This is a genomic window from Streptomyces sp. NPDC000941 (genome assembly GCF_053599555.1).
Genome location: NZ_JBSFMM010000139.1, coordinates 12388 through 28843 on the forward strand (window position 1 = coordinate 12388; position 16456 = coordinate 28843).

The 16456-nt window shown below is 71.7% G+C and carries 12 protein-coding genes; 2 read left to right on the forward strand and 10 right to left on the reverse strand.

Going from position 1 to position 16456, the window contains the following annotated elements; all coding sequences use genetic code 11:
- Positions 1–128 precede the first annotated feature (128 nt).
- Positions 129–1013 carry a family 16 glycosylhydrolase gene (locus ACWDSL_RS34705; protein ID WP_450491931.1) on the forward strand — a complete coding sequence of 295 codons (885 nt, stop codon included), beginning with the start codon at positions 129–131 and terminating at the stop codon, positions 1011–1013.
- A 76-nt stretch (positions 1014–1089) separates the two neighbouring features.
- Here the strand turns inward: ACWDSL_RS34705 and ACWDSL_RS34710 are convergent, their stop codons facing one another.
- On the reverse strand, positions 1090–1449 hold the full coding sequence (locus ACWDSL_RS34710; RefSeq protein ID WP_089510121.1) for a winged helix-turn-helix transcriptional regulator: 360 nt from the start codon (positions 1447–1449) through the stop codon (positions 1090–1092).
- A gap of 137 nt (positions 1450–1586) precedes the next feature.
- On the opposite strand from ACWDSL_RS34710, the gene ACWDSL_RS34715 reads away from it, so the two are divergent.
- Positions 1587–2459: an NAD(P)-dependent oxidoreductase gene (locus tag ACWDSL_RS34715; RefSeq protein WP_450491932.1), complete on the forward strand. Its 873-nt coding sequence runs from the start codon at positions 1587–1589 to the stop codon at positions 2457–2459.
- A 17-nt stretch (positions 2460–2476) separates the two neighbouring features.
- Here ACWDSL_RS34715 and ACWDSL_RS34720 read toward each other — a convergent pair whose 3' ends face one another.
- From ACWDSL_RS34720 to ACWDSL_RS34760, 9 genes are all read right to left on the reverse strand, one after another.
- Positions 2477–3676: a DMT family transporter gene (locus ACWDSL_RS34720; protein ID WP_450491933.1), complete on the reverse strand. Its 1200-nt coding sequence runs from the start codon at positions 3674–3676 to the stop codon at positions 2477–2479.
- A 95-nt stretch (positions 3677–3771) separates the two neighbouring features.
- The gene (locus tag ACWDSL_RS34725; protein WP_450491934.1) at positions 3772–5328 is read right to left on the reverse strand and encodes a phosphatase PAP2 family protein; all 1557 of its coding nucleotides are present in this window, start codon (positions 5326–5328) and stop codon (positions 3772–3774) included.
- Between the two features lie 102 nt (positions 5329–5430).
- The gene (locus ACWDSL_RS34730) at positions 5431–7761 is read right to left on the reverse strand and encodes a glycosyl hydrolase family 95 catalytic domain-containing protein (RefSeq protein WP_450491935.1); all 2331 of its coding nucleotides are present in this window, start codon (positions 7759–7761) and stop codon (positions 5431–5433) included.
- Positions 7762–7941: 180 nt separating this feature from the next.
- Positions 7942–8547 (reverse strand): TetR/AcrR family transcriptional regulator C-terminal domain-containing protein, encoded by a 606-nt coding sequence (locus ACWDSL_RS34735; protein ID WP_450491936.1) that lies wholly within the window; start codon positions 8545–8547, stop codon positions 7942–7944.
- Positions 8548–8636: 89 nt separating this feature from the next.
- A complete protein-coding gene (locus tag ACWDSL_RS34740; RefSeq protein WP_450491937.1) occupies positions 8637–10907 on the reverse strand; it encodes a terpene synthase family protein in 2271 nt (756 codons plus the stop codon).
- 43 nt (positions 10908–10950) lie between these two features.
- On the reverse strand, positions 10951–12363 hold the full coding sequence (locus tag ACWDSL_RS34745; protein WP_450491938.1) for a family 2B encapsulin nanocompartment shell protein: 1413 nt from the start codon (positions 12361–12363) through the stop codon (positions 10951–10953).
- A 152-nt stretch (positions 12364–12515) separates the two neighbouring features.
- Positions 12516–13298, reverse strand: a complete 783-nt coding sequence (locus ACWDSL_RS34750; protein ID WP_450491939.1) for an FHA domain-containing protein — start codon at positions 13296–13298, stop codon at positions 12516–12518.
- Between the two features lie 139 nt (positions 13299–13437).
- On the reverse strand, positions 13438–15285 hold the full coding sequence (locus ACWDSL_RS34755) for a serine/threonine-protein kinase (protein WP_450491940.1): 1848 nt from the start codon (positions 15283–15285) through the stop codon (positions 13438–13440).
- Positions 15286–15492: 207 nt separating this feature from the next.
- A partial coding sequence (locus tag ACWDSL_RS34760; protein ID WP_450491941.1) for a right-handed parallel beta-helix repeat-containing protein occupies positions 15493–16456 on the reverse strand: 964 nt, incomplete at its 5' end.

The following is a 16456-nucleotide window of genomic DNA, read 5'->3' on the forward strand; positions in this document are numbered from 1 at the left end:
CCTCCGGGGCCAGACCTAACCTGCGCTTAACAAAGACCCTTGACGAGGTGTGGGGCCCTTGGGACTGTGGTGATTCCGATTGACTTCTGTTTGCTTGTGTTCGAAGTTTCGGACTTCGGGAGGCAGCCATGAGTGGCATGTCAGCACGGAGCAAGTCAGCACAGGGCAAGTCAGCACAGAGCGAGTCGGCACAGGGCGAGTCGTACGCACGTAGAAGATTCCTCACCACGGCCGCCGCCCTCGGCGGGGCCGCGGCCCTGGCCGGATGGCCGCGCCCGGCGGCCGCCGCCCCGGCCGCGACCTGGGAGGACGTCATCAACGGCTCCTTCGGGAGCTACAGCGCCTTCGAGTCGGAGTGGAACTATCTGTACCCCTGGGGCTCCGACCACAACGGCAGCGCCCGGATGTACGGCAGCGCGAGCGACCACAACCACATCTATCTCGGCTCCGGTGTGCTGACCCTGAAGGCCAGCCGGATCACCTGGGACGAGGGGACCAGCTCCTCCTCCCCGCATCTGCCGATCCGCTACCACTCGGGCGCGGTGCACGCCAAGAACCAGATCGTGGTGACCAACCAATTCCCCGACTACGAGGTGAAGGGAGAATTCCAGGCGCCGAACGGCGCGGGGACCTGGCCGGCCTTCTGGCTGACCGGGGTCAACAGCTGGCCGCCGGAGAGCGACATCCTGGAATTCAAGGGGAACTCCAACAACTGGTTCAATACCTTCCGCACCTCCTCGGATGTGTCGAGCACGATTGTCGGGGTGTCGTCACCGGGCAACTGGCACACCTATCGCGCTTGGATCACCAAGGTGAACGACACCGACGTCGACATTCACTACTACCTCGACGGGACCTGGAAAGCGGTCCACCGCGGGGCGGGTTTCGTCGGAAAACCCCTGTGGCTCGTCATCAACCTCCAGATGGAGGGCTCCTCGGGGTCCTCGGGCCCCGGCGGGGACACGTATTACCGGGCCCGGAACGTCTATGTGGGCCGCAACCGCGCATCCTGAAGACGCGCCCCGCCACGAGGCGGTGGCTTCCGGCAGGTCACTCCCATCGCTCCCATCACTCCCGGAAGCCACCGCCTCATCCGCATGCCGAGGGGTGACGGCAGTTCTCGTCGGCGTCCTCCAGAACCGCCATCCGCTGCTTTCCCCAGGCGCCCAGCGGCTTCAGCGCCGTATTGAGATCCTCGCCCAGTTCGGTGAGTGAGTACTCCACCTTCGGCGGCACCTGGTCGTAAATCTCCCGGTGGACGATTCCGTCCGCCTCCAGCTCCCTCAGCTGCTGGGTCAGCACCTTTTCGCTCACCCCGGGAACCAGCCGCTTCAATTCACCGAACCGGCACCGCTGGTGATTCAGCGCCCAGATGATCAGGACTTTCCATTTGCCGCCAATGACGTCCACGGCCGCGTCCAGGCCACAGACATATGGCCGCTTCCTCATGAATCCATCCCCACTGACCTCAAGGTAAGTACGCACTTTTTAATCCGTACTTGCCCACACTACAGCGGGCCGCAAGGCTGTGACAGGCGCGCCGGGACCGATACGAACAGCAGCATTGAGCAAGGGGAGCACCCGATATGAGCGACACCCCCGTGACCGTCCTCGGCCTGGGCGATATGGGCACGGCACTGGCCCGCGCCCTCCTGAAGGCGGGATTCCGGACCACCGTGTGGAACCGTACGGCCGCCAAGGCCGAAGCCCTCGTCCCCGAGGGCGCGCTGCGCGCGGCGACGGTCGCCGGGGCCGTCGAGGCGAGCCCGCTGGTGGTGGTGTGCCTGCTGGACCACGACTCCGTACGCGACACCCTCGACCCGGTGGCCAGGGCGCTGACCGGCAAGGCCGTGGCCAACCTGACCAGCGGCACCCCACGGCAGGCCCGCGAGATGGCCGCGTGGGCGGCGGACCAGGGCGCCGACTATCTCGACGGCGGCATCATGGCCGTACCCCCGATGATCGCGACCCCCGCCGCCTTTGTGCTCTACAGCGGATCCCGGGAGGTCTTCGACACCCACCGGGCGGCGCTGGACGCTCTGGCGCGGAGCGAATACCTGGGCGAGGACGCCGGGCTGGCCTCGCTGTACGACATCGCCCTGCTCAGCGGGATGTACGGGATGTTCGCCGGAATCCTGCACGCCTACGCGCTGATCCGCAGCGAGGACATCAAGGCGGCCGACTTCGCCCCGATGCTCGGCCGCTGGCTGGGCGGCATGTCGGGCGCCGTGGCCGGATACGCCGAGAAGATCGACAGCGGAGACCACGCCCGGGGCGTGGTCTCCAACCTCGCCATGCAGTCGGCCGGGTTCGGCCACCTCGTCGAGGCCGCCGAGGAGCAGGGCATCAGCCCCGAACTGCTCGCCCCGCTCGGGCCGCTGATGGCCCGGCGGGTCGCCGACGGCCACGGCCACGAGGACCTGTCTGGCCTGGTGGAGCTGTTGCGTACGCGGCCGTGAGCCGGACCTGACGGGTCTTAGCGGTGGTCCTGAAGGACGGCCTCGCCCCGGCTGGACCGCCGCTGGTCGCGTGAGCGGCGGCCGGGGGAGCGGCGGTCGGAGGTCAGGCGGTCGTCGGCGCCGCGCGCCGGGCGGGGGATACGGGGGAGCCGGCGCGGGCGGGGGGCGGCGCCGGCTCCGGCTCCGGGGCCACCGGTTCCGGGGCCGCCGGTCCGGTCGTCCGGCCCTCGCCCCTCGGGCTCCTCGCCCGTCCCGGCCGCTCCATCCGTCCCATCTGCCCCGCCCGTAGCGTCCGTCGCGTCCGTCTCCTGCGGCCGCGGGGCGGCTTCCGGCCCGGCCTGGTCCGCGGCGGCACCCCGCTCCGCCGACTGACCCGACGTCTCCACCCCGTGCACGGTCAGCATGACCAGACCAGTGCCCGCGACCAGCGCCGCCAGCAGGGCCAGCAGGGTGCCGGAGGCACCGTGGCGGAAGTGCTCACCGAGCGCGGTGACGCCGATGACCGTGGCGACCACGGGGTTGGCCACGGTCGCAGTCGCCAGCGGGGCGGCAAGACCCGCGCCCCGGTAGGACGCCTGGGACAGCAGCACCCCGGCCCCGGCCAGCAGCCCGATCATCGCCAGGCTGGGCAGCCCAGAGGCCCAACCCTCGAACTCCGGCTTCCCCCACTCCAGTTCCACGGTCACGTTCTTGGTGAACACCGACGAGACGGCGAAGGCGGTCCCCGCGGCCACGGCCAGCAGCACGCTGCGCACACCCGGCCGGCGCGACCAGCGCGCGGCCAGGGCCAGCACGGCGATCGCGCTCAGCGTCACCGCGGCCACCATGATCCGGTCGTCCTTCGCCAGCGCTCTCGCCCCCGAAGAACCGCTCAGCGAGAGCATCCCGGCGAGCCCCGTGGTGGCCAGCAGCGCGCCCCGCCACCCGGCCGCGCCGACCGGGCGCCGGACGAACACCGCGGCCATCGGCAGCGCGAAGACGATGGTCAGCGCGCCCAGCGGCTGCACCACGCTCAGCGGCCCGTACGCCAGGGCCAGCACATGGAGGACCGCACCGGTCCCGTTGAGCACCACCGCGGTCCACCAGCGGCCGCGGCGCAGCGCTGCGTACGGGCGGGGCGGCGTCGTCGCCGCGACGTGCTCCTGGAGGATGGCGCCGGCGGCGTAGCACACCGCCGAGGCCAGGGCCAGGAGCACGGAGAGAGCCAGGGAGGTCACGTCAGGGCTCCCAGGGCCGGTCGGTCGTCGTCCATATCCTCACGATGACGGGTTTCGCCCGCCACGTCGTCGTCCCTGAGCCCCCATTGCGCGTACTACCTGCGCAGTACGGCCCGTCGGAAGTGCGCCGTCGCGGCGGCCGTCCGGGCGCGCTGCGCCAGCTCGTTCCCCGGCTCGGCCGGGCGGTAGACGGTCAGGGCGCCGGGCCGTTTCTCGATCACCAGCGCCTCGGCGGGGGACGGGGCGACCTCGCCGTCGAGGGCGCGGACATCCACGTCGTGCAGGCCCGACAGATCGAGCCGGCCCAGCCGCCGGGTCGTCACCACCCGGGACCGCCCCAGCGTGCCGGTGAGGGCCGCGGCCAGCAGCCGGGTGCGGGCCAGCGGCTGGTTTCCGTCGACGGCCCGGACGTCCAGCAGCCCGTCGTCGAGCCGTTCGCGGTACGCCGGGGCGAAGCCCTCGGGCGCATAGCGGCAGTTGCCGACGAACAGCACCCACAGCCGCCGCCTGCGGCCGTTCACCTCGATCTCCATGGGCGTGGCGGTGCGCAGCACGCGGGCGAGCGCGACCGCGGCGGCCGGCCATTTGCCGAGCCGGCCCTCCAGGCCCTCGCGGATCCGCACCAGCTCGGGGTACATCCCCAGGCTGAAGGTGTTCACGAAGTGGCCGCCCGGCCCGTCGCCCGGCAGCGGGGCCACGCGGGCCAGGTCCACGGCGACGGCGTCGCCCTCGGTCACGGCGCGCACCGTGTCCTCGATGGCGGGCACCCCCACGTCCAGGGCGAAGTGGTCGAAGGTGCCGCCGGGGAAGACGGCCAGCGGCAGCCCGCGCTCGGCGGCCAGCGCGGCCGCCGCGTTCACGCTGCCGTCCCCGCCGCAGACCCCCAGTGCCCCGCCCCGCTCGGCGGCGCGCCGGGCGGCCCGGTCCAGCAGCGGCCCGAGGTCGTGCTCGGGTTCGCGCTCCAGGATTTCCGCGGCGGGCAGCAGCGCGCGCAGCTGCTCGGCGGCGGTGAGACCGGTCCCCGAGAGGCCGACGCCGGACTGGGTGTTGACGACCACCACAAGACCGTCGCCCTCGGGCAGCGCCGGGGCCGAGACCCGCGGCCGGGCCCGCGCCGGGGTCTGTGGCCGCGGCGGCCACCAGCGGCAGGTGAGCGCGGCGGCGCCGACGCCCAGGGCGAGCCCCGCGAGGACATCGCTGGGGTAGTGCACGCCGACGTACACCCGGGAGAAGGCCACCGCGGCGGCCAGCGGGGCGACAGCGATCCCGTACCCGGTGGACTCCAGGGCGACCCCGGTGACGAACGCGGCCGCGGAGGCCGAGTGCCCGGAGGGGAAGGAGCTCGTCCACGGCTGCTTGGCCAGCCGGCGGATCAGCGGCACGCCGTCGAGGAGCGGACGGCGGCGGTCCACGGTCCACTTGACCACGGTGTTGGACACGAGCGAGGCGGCGGCCAGCGCCCCGACGCCCCGCACCGCGGCCCGCCGCGCGGTCCGGCCGCCGACGGCGGCGAGCACCCCGGCCGTGCCGAACCACAGCCGGCCGTGGTTGGCGGCGTGGGTGACCTTGGGAAGCAGGGGATGGGCGCCGCGGAGCCGGCCGACCGCGACCCGCGCGAACAGCCGTCGGTCAAGATCGCTGATGAATCTCATGGCACATGGGTATCCGGATCGGCCGCCCGCACGCCACCCCGGTGTGCGCGGACGGCCGATCCGCCCCTCTCTCCACGCCGCCCGTCTCCTGCGCCCCGCCCGTCAGGAGGCCGGCATCCCCCAGCGCGGCGCATCCTCACCCGGCCGTACGGGCCGGACGCTCATATCGGGCCGGTCGCCGCGCGCGGTGATGACCGCCTCCTGGCCGCGGGCCGGCCGGATCCGGATGGTGCCGTCGCCCGCGGCCTCGTACCGCAGGGGCCGCCCGTGCCCGTCGCGCACCTCGATGTCCCCGCCCAGGGAGTGCCGTACGACGCAGGGCGCGCCCGCCTCGCTGCGCAGCCGCACCCAGCGGGTGGCCCCGCCCTCGCGCGCCGCGCTCAGCAGGAAGGCGCCCTGCGTACGGAAGTCGTGGACGGTCAGCTCGCGCCAGGCGGCGGGCAGCGCGGGGAAGACCCGGATCACCCCGCCCCAGCTCTGGCACACCATGTCGTGCAGCGACTGGGCGGCCGACAGCGGGGTCTCGATGACCGGTCCCGACTCCTTGTACATGGTGTTGGCCTGGATGAAGCGGCGCATCAGCTCGCCCAGGTACTTGAGCGCGTCCTCGCCCCGCCCCATCTGGGCGGACATGGAAGCGGCGCCGGTGAAGGTGTAGCCCTGGAGCGCGCCCTCGAAGCCGACCCAGTGGTTGAGCGAGGTCTCGATCAGCTCGCGGTGTGCCGGGTCCTCCCAGGTCACCTCGTACAGCGGGTAGACGGCGAGCATATGCGAGTAGTGGCGGTGGGACTTGGCGAAGGGGACCCCGGCGCCGATCATGTAGCCGTTCTCGTCGACCGGGTACGGGGTGAGCCGGGTCAGCACCTCCCGCCAGCGCGGCGCCAGTTCGTCGTCGATGCCCAGCGTCTTAGCCGACTCAAGCAGGGTGGCGCAGCCCCAGCGCAGCAGCATCAGGTCGTAGTTGCAGTCCGGGGCGTTCACGCCGTACTCGGGCGAGAAGGTGGCGGGCAGATGCAGCTTGCCGTCGCTGCCGGGGGTGAGGAAGTGGAGGTAGTAGTTGATGGCCTTGCGCAGCAGCGGGAAGAGGACGTCACGCAGTATCGCGGTGTCCATGGTGTGGCGGTAGCTCAGCCAGACGTTGTGCAGTGCCCAGGTGAGGTTGCCGACCTCGGGGGTCGGCGGGTCCTGGCCCGGGATGCCGACGGCGTAGCCACCGTTCGCGGCGTCGCCACCGTTGACCAGCTGGGGGTCGGTGGTGCGCGGGATGCCCGCCGAGTCCTTGCGGTACGGGGCGTCGAGCTGGTTGGAGAGGTTGTCGCGGTACTCGCTCAGCGCCCGGGTCACGGCGTCGAGCTCCAGGTGGTTGGAGCCGTGGATCAGCCAGTACTCCAGCTGCACATTGAGGTTCCACCAGGTGTTCGGCCAGGGGGTGGACTCCAGCCACGGCCCGCAGGTGGCCATCACGGGCGCGTCGGCGCGCGCCGCCGCGGCGACCTTGTAGAGCTGGATCCAGTAGAAGCGCTGCAGCCGCGCGTCCGGGAGGGACAGGAAGCTCTTCCGGTAGTAGGCGTGCCACCAGGGGCGGTGGGTGGCGGCGAGCGCGTCGTAGGAGAGCGCGGAGGCCGACCGTACGGCCTTGCGTGCGGCGCCCAGGGCGGTGGTCCGCGGGAAGGAGTGCGCCACCGTCACATACAGGGTCCGCCGCCGGGAGGAGTCGCGCTCCCGCCAGGCCGTCACATGCTGTCCGCCCGCCAGCAGGGACTGGACGGCGGTGTGCACACCCTGCTGCTCCGCCACGACGGCCGGGGGGTTGCCGGTGTAGCCGTCGGGGATCGGCTTGAACGCGACCCGCGGGCTGATCGCCTCGGCCGGGTGGAAGACCCAGCGGAAGGAGGCCTCGCCGGCGCTCGGGGTGACCTCGACGGTCATCAGCGAGCGGGAGTTGTGGACCAAGGCGCGCAGTGTGAGGGTGCCCTTGTCAGTGGTGATGGTGCCGGTCAGTTCGGCGTCGCGCAGCCGCAGCCGCCAGTCGACGGCGGTGATGGTGCCGACCGGCTCCAGGGTGAACCAGCCGATGGGCAGCCGGGCCAGGCCGAACAGCGAGCCGAACTCGGGGCGGTGGTCCTGGACCTCGCTGTGCTGGACGTTGAAGCGGATGGCGTTGGCGCCGCCCGGTTCGGCGTAGATGCCGGAGCCGAGGCGGGCGTTGCCGAGGAAGGGGCCCTCGTACCAGGTCGTCGGCAGCTTCTGCCACACCATGTCGGCGTCGTCGAGGACTTCGGCCCATGGGTCGCGGGCGCCGGCCGCGGCAGGCGCGGCGGGTTCGGCGGGTTCGGCGGCGTACGCGGCGGGCGCCGCCGCGAGCCCGGCGGCACCGGCGGAGGCGGCGATGGCGCCGCCGAGGACCGATCTTCTGGACGGTGTGGATGACATCGCAGACGTGGTCACGTACATGCCTCCAGTTCGACGCTCTGAACCCTTGGGCATGATGCAGTCCCTTGAGGGGAACCGGAACCCCTCGCGCACGATAAACATCGGATGGGCAGGGGGCAGTGACGGGCCCATACCGGCACGAAAGCCCGTCAGGCGGGCGAGACCTCGGATCTTCCTTGGCTAGCGCGGGCGGCGCCGACCGCCGGATCCACGGCCCTGCACGATGAGTTCGACACCGTGCCGGAACCGCTCCTCGAAGTCCGTGATCCGGTCCGCCCCGGCGGCCAGGGACGGGAACCGCCCGCCCGCGGCGGCCCGCAGCAGCGGCTCCACCCCCAGGGGCGCGGCCTGCTCCTCTTGGCCGAGGCCGAGCGTGAAGTAGACCAGGGCCCAGGTCCGCCAGGCTGCCTCTGCCGGAGCTCGGCCGCCCGCGAGAAACGCGCCGGTCAGGGCGTCCGCGAAGCGCAGTGCGTGCTCCTCGGCGACATGGGTGCCGGCCACCAGACGCGCCCCGTCGCGGCGGGCGAGCAGCGCCGCGCGATACCGCCGCGCCAGCGTATGCGCCCGCTCGTCCCACGCCTCGGGGAGCGGGGCGTCGGCGCACCCTTCGAGCATGGCGTCGGCCATCAGCTCCAGCAGCCGGGGCTTGCTGGAGGCGTGCCAGTACACGGTGTTGAGCTGTACGCCCAGCCGCGCGCCCACCCCGCGCATGGTGAGTCTGTCCAGACCCACGTCGTCCAGCAGCTCAAGCGCCGCCGTCACCACGGCCGTACGGTCGAGTCCCATGGACCGTCTCCCTCCGCCCCGCGCCGTGAGCCAAGATCAAGTGTAGGGGGAAGGGAACGAGGGAGCGATGGTCGAGCAGCGCCCGTCTGTCAGCCGATTGCCGCCGTCGCCCGTCCGCCGCCGAGCGTGGCGGCGAGACGGGCAGCCGCGGTGCCAAGACCCGTGGGGCCGTACGAGGTGCGCGGCGGCAGGCCCACGGGGCGGCACAGCTCGGACTCCGTATAGCGGGGGGTCTGCCGGTGCCAGACGAGGATTCCGGACATCCAGTTCTGCAGCTCGCGCGTGTAGCCGTAGAGCGTGGCCCGGACCGTGGCGTCGAGCGCCAGGTCCTCGACCAGCGCGGGCAGTTCGGTGGAGACGATGCGCTCGAACTCGCGCATCCGTGAGTTGACCAGGTCGGCGACTATGTGCAGAGCCTCGGAGGTGCCGCAGCCGAAGAAGTTCTGGACGACCAGCACACTGTTGTGGATCTCGCCCGAGAACTCGACCTCCTTCCGGAAGGAGTGGAGGTCGTTCAGCAGCCCCACATAGTCCCCGGCCGCGTGCTCCATGGCCTGGACCGGCCGGGCCCGGCACACCTCGGCCGGCAGCGTCCGGCCGTGGGACAGCCCGGACAGGGCCATGGTCAGGTCCGCACCGAAGGTCTTGCGGCGCATTTCAATGTAGTCGACCGGGTCGGGGACGCGCCGCTCCATCTCGCCCGCGAGCTCCCACAGCCAACTGCCGGTCATGTCCTCGACGGTGGTGCGGAAGGCACGCCGCGCGTCCACCGTCATCGGCCCCGCCGTACGCGACCAGAGGTCGGCCAGGCCCCGCTCAAGACCGGTCACCGGGGTGGGCACGGCGGTGGAGTCCACCGGCATGAAGGCCGACAGCCGCTCATTGCAGACCCGGGCGCCGACCAGGTCCAAGGCGCGTCCGAAGACCATGGGGTAGTAGTCGTCCGCGTACGTACCCCAGGTCAGCCAGCCCGTGGTCAGATCCAGCTGCTCGCCGGTGGCGTCCGGATGGATACCGGCGGCGGCCAGCGCGAAGTCGAAGGCCCGCAGCTTGTGTTCGTCCCAGACCCCGAAGCCGGGGAGGCCCGGCGGCACATCCAGGATGCCCATCCGCCGGCCCCACTCCACGATGTGCCCCCGGGACCGGTCCAGATGGGGGCTCAGCCGCGCCGGATAGGGCATATGGAGATCCGGAATACGCACCGGCCCGACCACCCGGCGTGGCGGCTGCGCATGGCTCCTGAGCCGGAACGGCAGGGTGGCCGCCAGCGAGGTGGCGATACGGGCCGCCGAGGTGCCCAGGCCAAGCGGGCCGCCCGGCACCGGGCCACCGGGGTCGCCGGCCCCGCCGCCGTTCGTATAGCCGTTCATATAGCGGCTGGAGCGCATATGCCACTCGTGCCCGCCCGACTGCCAGTCCTGCAGCCCCTTGGCGTAGGTCAGGACGTCCGCGCAGGACCGCGGGTCAAGACCGGACTCCACGAACAGCGGCGGCAGCTCGGTGAACACGGTGTGCTCGAACTGCTGGAGCCGCGAGGTGATCAGGTCGTTGACGGCCTCGGCGGCCGCCTGGGTGTCGCAGCCGAGGAACCGCTCGAAGACCAGCACGCCGTTGGACAGTTCCCCCTCGTCCTCGACCTCGCGCTGGTAGGAGAACAGGTCGTTGCGCAGATGTACGGCGTCGGCGAAGGCGTCCCGAAGCACCAGCAGCGGCCGACTCGCCGCCACCGCCTCGGGCACCTCGGCGCCCGCCGCGTACTCCACGAGCCCGGCGGACCACGGGGCGCCGCCGACCTTGCGGCGCATTTCGATGTACTCCAGCGGGTTGGCGATCCGGCCCTCGCTGATGTTGGACAGTTCCCACATGCTCTCTTCGAGCAGATGGCGGGTGGCCTCGGCGAACCGCCGGCGCCACCCGCCGGACATGGCCGGTGTCGTACGGGCCCACAGGTCGGCAAGGCCCCGCTCCACCGCGTTCGCCGGCTCCTCGGCGGCGCGGGCGCCTGCACCGTCGGGGTGTACCGGCATAAAGGCCCGCAGCCGGTCGAGATAGGCCTTGGCACCGGCCATGTCCTGACTGCGTTTGAAGCTCTCCAGGAAGTGGTCGTCGAAGAAGAACACCCAGACGTACCAGTCGGTCACCGTGGCCAGCACCTCGGCCGGTGCGTCCGGGTGGGTGTAGGCGCAGAGCAGGGCGTAGTCATGGGAGTCGAAGTCGGCCTCGTCCCAGACGCCCGACCCCTCGATCATCACCATCTCGCGGGCCCACCGCTTGGAGTGGTCCCGGGCCGCCGCCAGATGGGGATTCAGCCGGGCCGGATACGGCTCGTAGAAGTCCGGCAGCTCGAAGGGCTGTGACATCCGCGCCTCTCACCTCACCTCTCTCGTGTTCCGGGACGGACGGCTAGTCGCGGCCGTGGGAGATCTCGACGTTCTCCAGGACGCCGAGCGCGTCCGGCACGAGCACGGCCGCGGAGTAGTAGGCGGTGACGAGATAGGAGATCAGCGCCTTCTCGTCGATGCCCATGAACCGTACGGACAGGCCGGGCTCGTACTCGTCGGGCAGCCCCGTCTGGTGCAGCCCGATGACGCCCTGGTCGTCCTCTCCGGTACGCATGACGATGATGGAGCTGGTGCGCTCCTTGGTGATGGGGATCTTGTTGCAGGGCAGGATGGGCACCCCGCGCCAGGCGGGCACCTTGTTGCCGTTCAGCTCCACGTGGTCGGGGTACAGCCCGCGGGAGTTCAGCTCACGGCCGATGGCGGCGATGGCGCGCGGATGGGCGAAGAGAAACCGGGAGCCGCGGCGGCGGGTGATGAGCTCGTCGAGGTCGTCCGGGGTCGGCGGGCCGGAGTGGGTCTGGATCCGCTGGGCGTACTCGGCGTTGTGCAGCAGGCCGAACTCGCGGTTGTTGATCATCTCGTGCTCCTGCCGCTCCCGCAGGGCCTCGATGGTCAGCCGCAACTGCTGCTCGGTCTGGTTCATCGGCTTGTTGTAGAGGTCCGCCACCCGGGTGTGCACCCGCAGCACGGTCTGGGCCACGCTGAGCTCGTACTCGCGCGGATGGAGCTCGTAGTCGACGAAGGTGCCGGGCAGATCGACCTCACCGGCATGGCCGGAAGCCACCGTGATCTCGGCCTCGCCGCGCGCGTTCTGCCGCTGCTGGGGGAGCGCGGCGAACTCCGCGACATGCGTCTGGAGGGCGGGCGAGCCCTCCAGGATCGAGGTGAACTCCCGCCGCGGCAGCCCGAGCAGGGTGCCGGCGGTGGCGGCCTTGGCCGTGTACTCCCAGGTCGAATCGGCGCTGAGTAGACATTGCTCGCCGAACCGGTCGCCGTCGCCCAGCACACCGAGCCGGGTCGGCTCGCCGTACGGACCGCTGCCGGTCTTGACGATCTTGCCATGCGCGATCAGATAGATGTGATCGGCCGCGGTGCCCTCCTCCGCCAGCACCTCGCCGGCCTCGAAGTCGCGCTGCACGAAGCGGTTGGCGAGCGCCGTCAGCACGCCCACGTCCTCGAAGCCGCGCAACACCGCGAGCTCCCCGAGCTCACGCGGAATGACCTGCACCCGCGAACCGGTCTTCACGAACTCGATACGGCCGTCCCCGACGGTGTAGGTGAGGCGCCGGTTGACCCGGTACACCCCGCCGTCGGTCTGCACCCAGGGGAGCACCTTGAGCAGCCAGCGGGAGGTGATCCCCTGCATCTGCGGAACGGACTTGGTGGTGGTGGCGAGGTTGCGTGCGGCGGCGGTGCCGAGGCTGAGCTGCTCCTGCCGCTCCGGCTGCGCTTCGCTGGCCGCGTCTACCGACATCAGCCGTGTCTCCTTTGCGTGCGGGGGAAAACGGGGGTTCGGCGCGAACACCCAGCACGCTAGGGGGCGTTGAACGGCGGAGACGGGGACCGCGGATGCGACTCATCAGATCGAATGATCGTGGCAGCGCCCGCGTTTAACGATCAGCGTCCTCAGTCGTCGACATCGCCGTCCAGCAGTTCGAGATCCGGCGGCACCAGGGTCGTCGACTCGACCAGCCCGCGCAGCAGGTTGTGCAGCAGATTGTGGTCGCTGGGCCCCGCGCCGTCGTCCTCGCGCAGCACCGAGTACGGGAAGTCCCCGCCGCGCTCGATCCGCCGGCGTACCGCCCCCACCTTGCGCTCGATCCGGCGCTCGCCCCAGACGCCCTCGCCGCACACATAGTCCAGCTCCATGGCCGCCTGCCGGTACGACAGCGGCCGCGGGCACTCCTCGTACAGCAGATAGTGCTGGCCCAGCACGACCAGCAGCAGCCGCTCCTCGTCGTCGAGCGGCCACCGCTTGGGCGGCAGGGTGGCGTCCTCCTGGCGCGCGCCGCCACCGCGCTCGTCGTGGTCCGTCACATACAGCTCGACCAGGTGCTCACGGTAGCCCGAGCCCCTGACGAACAGCGGGGTATACCCCGTCTCCAGGGGGATCGGGCCCGAGCTCGAATGCATCATCCGGCCGCGCGGCAGCCGGACCAGCTGCTGCCCGGTGTTCCGCAGCCACCACTTGCCCTCGCGGTACGTCAGCTCGCCATGGCGGCGGCTCACCCGCAGATCGCCCTCGGCGACGGACAGATCCACATCGGGCCGGCCGCCGCGCCCGAACCGGACGATGCGGCCGGGCACCGGCGGGACGCTGATGTCGGCGATGACCGAGCGCGCGTGGAGCGTGCCGGGCCGGGCGGGTTCGGCGCCGCGCGCCAGGGTCTCGGGGCGGTGGCTGTGCATCGCTGCCTCCTTGAGTCGTGCCGTGCCGGGTCCACTGTGCCCCGCCCACGGCGGGACCCGTCCCGCTCGGCCCCTTCCCGCGACGGACGCGCCCCGCTCGGCCGTGTCCCGCCCGTACGTGGGTCAGCCGGCACGTGGGTCAGCCGGTCGACAGCGCGGCGGTGGCCGACCGGGCCAGGTCGGTCGCCGTCTCGCAGGAGGGCCGGTCCTTGGCCCGCGCCCCGCCGACCACCAGGCGCAGCCGCTCGGTCGGCCCGCCGTCACTGCTCCGGTGCGGGCGGTTGAACACATCGACGGTGCAGCTGCCGTCGCCCTCGTACTCCGGCATCACGACGGCGTCGTGTCCGGCGAGCTCGGTGAACCGGGCGTTGTCCGGGATCGAGAGGACGCCCTGGTCGAACACCAGCCGCACCGTCATACGGTTGGTGGTGCTCGCCCAGTCGCAGGTCCACCGGCCGAAACCGACGTCCGGGTCGCGGGCGTCGATGCCCGGAACGACCTCGAGCGCCCGGCCGTCGAGCAGCCCGCAGGCATCCTGCTGGGCCAGCGAGCCGGCCGGGAGCTGCGGCGAACGGCGGGGGACCTCGCCCCGGTTGAGCACCGTGACCGCGTGCTCGACGGCGGCGTCGGCGATATCGCACAGCGGCGCCTTGGTGTCGTCGGTCAGCTTCGCCTCGACCCTGACGACGGTGTCGCGCACACCCGACAGCACGAGCGTGCGACCGCACCAGCCGCTCTCGGCGGGCTGCGTGACGACGCTGACCTTCCCCGACGTCCTCGCCGCCGCGGTGCTCGGCGGATCCTCGGTGTCGAGGTCCGCCGTCACATCGACGATATCGTCGTCGTCCGAGCTCAGCACGACATCGCAGCGGTCGTAATTGCCGTACTGCGGATCCAGCTGGGCCTCGTGTCCGAACCGCTCGAACGAGCCGGTGCTCAGCAGCGCGCACGGATCGACCGTACGGGGGTCCCCGAGGCCGAAGCCGCCGCCCCCGTCGCCGTCGTGCAGCCCCAGCATCGTGGCCACCGCGGCGATTGCCATGGCCGTGACGGCCGTGCCCCCGGTGAGCAGGGGGCGGCGCCGCAGCAGGGACGGCAGCCGGGCCGCCCCCGCCGCCGAGTGCTCACTGTGCTCGCCGGGCTCACCGGGCTCCTCGGGAGGCGGATACCGCTTGGTCACCTCTTCGAGAGGCACCCGCGGCAGCTGGTCCACCGGCCCCGCGACCTCCGCCAGCGCCCGCTGCGCCTCCGCGGCGCTTGGCCGCCGCCCCGGATCGCGCTGGAGCAGCGCGGTGAGCACATCGCGCAGGGGCCCGACATCGTCGGACAGCGCGTCGGTCCGGATCGTCCGCCGGGGGCCGCGCGGCGGCGCCTCGCCCGTGACCAGCGCGTAGACGGTGGCGCCGAGCGAGAACAGATCCGAAGCCCGCTCCGGCGCCCCCCGGAAGGCCTCGGGGGCGGCATAGGCGGGGGTGAGGCTGAACGGTCCGCTCGGCGTGTTCGTCGTACTGCCGTCGATGCGGTACGCGGCGCCGAAGTCGGCCAGCTTGGCGACCCCGTCCTCGGTGATCACGACGTTGTGCGGTTTGACGTCGCAGTGCACGATGCCCTTGGCGTGCAGCGCCGCCAGCGCGTTCGCGACCTGGGCGCCGATATGGGCCGCGAGCTTCGCGGGCAGCCGGGCCGTACCGTTGAGGCTGCCTCCGGTCACATGCTCCATGACCAGCCAGAAGGTGGCCTTCGGCCCCCAGCCGGCGCGCTCGGCGCCGTAGAGGGTGACCACATTGGGATGGCTGAACTTCGCGAGCGCGCGGGCCTCGGCCAGCAGTTCGTCGAAGGCGGCCCGGCTGTTGTCCTCGGCCAGCGTCCGCTTGAGTACGACGGGCCGGTCCAGCTCGGTGTCGACGGCGAACCAGACCGCGCCTCTGCCTCCGTTGACGGGCCCCTTCGTGAGCCGGTATTTGCCGACCTTCCCACCCGGGCGCACTAGCGAACTCCCCCTCACACAGGAACCGGATCGCGCCACGACTGGGCACGCGCACCGAACTTACTGCGTGAGGGGTCGGGCACACAGCGTTTCGGCCGCACTCACAAAACCCCCGCAAGTGTGGAGGCAGGCGCGCGTACGGCGAGGCGGGGGACGCGGCCACCCCTGCGGACCGCGTCCCCCGCCTGCCCCCATCCCCCCTGGCTGTTACGGCTCCCCGCCGGGCTCTGGGCCCTCGTAACCCGGCCGGGACGAGGCGTCGATACCGACCTCGTAGCGGATGCCGGCGTGCAGCCTGTTGCCGCTGACATGGGCTCCGGTGGAGTGGATGGCGAGCCCGATGGCGTGATGGGTGGGCGCGGCGAAGGTGTTCTTGGTGATGGTCACGTTCTGGACGTCTTCGAACATCAGGGCCTGCGAAGCGCGCAGGGTCTCGCAGAAGTTGTCCTTGATGACGAAGTCCGAGGTGGTGCCACGCCCGTCGCCCTCGCCGTCATTGGGCCCCTCGGCCATCAGGCACATGTTGTCGACCTGTTCGCAGCGGTTGCCCTCGATGCGCACCCGGTGGCTGGACGGGGTGTCGCTGGCGAACGTCTGCATGCAGTCGGCGTGGCGGCCGCCGCTGTTGTCGGTGTCGCGCACCGTGTTGTGCGCGATGGTCAGATCGTCGCCGAAGAAGCGGATGCCGTCGCCGTCCCCGCCCTTCGGACGGATCACGGTGGTGTTCCGCAGCGTGATCCGGTCGCCGGTCAGCTCGACCCCCGGCGCCTGGGGACGGACCGCCCGGAAGCCCTCGACGACCACGTCGTCGGCCTCGACCGTGATCCCCTTCACGGAGTCCCCGCCGCCGGAGTACACGATCGGGTGGTGTGGCGTGCCGCCCTTGGTGATGACCAGCCGGCGCCGGGAGAGGTCGTCGTCGAAGCAGACCACATCGCCCGGCCGCGCCGAGCGCGCCGCGTCGGCGGGGCCGGCGGCGTGCCGGGTGCAGCGCGGGGCCGCCTCCGACTGGGCGGACGCCGTCAGAGCCCCGGCCCAGGGCCCGGTCAGCGTGATCAGGAGCGCGAGAACCGAGATCGCGAGAAAGCCGACGACGTGTTTCCAGGTGATCCGCATGCCGGTCACCGTAGACAGCCGGGGTGGGGTGCGGTGCCCACCCCCGCGCCCGCAC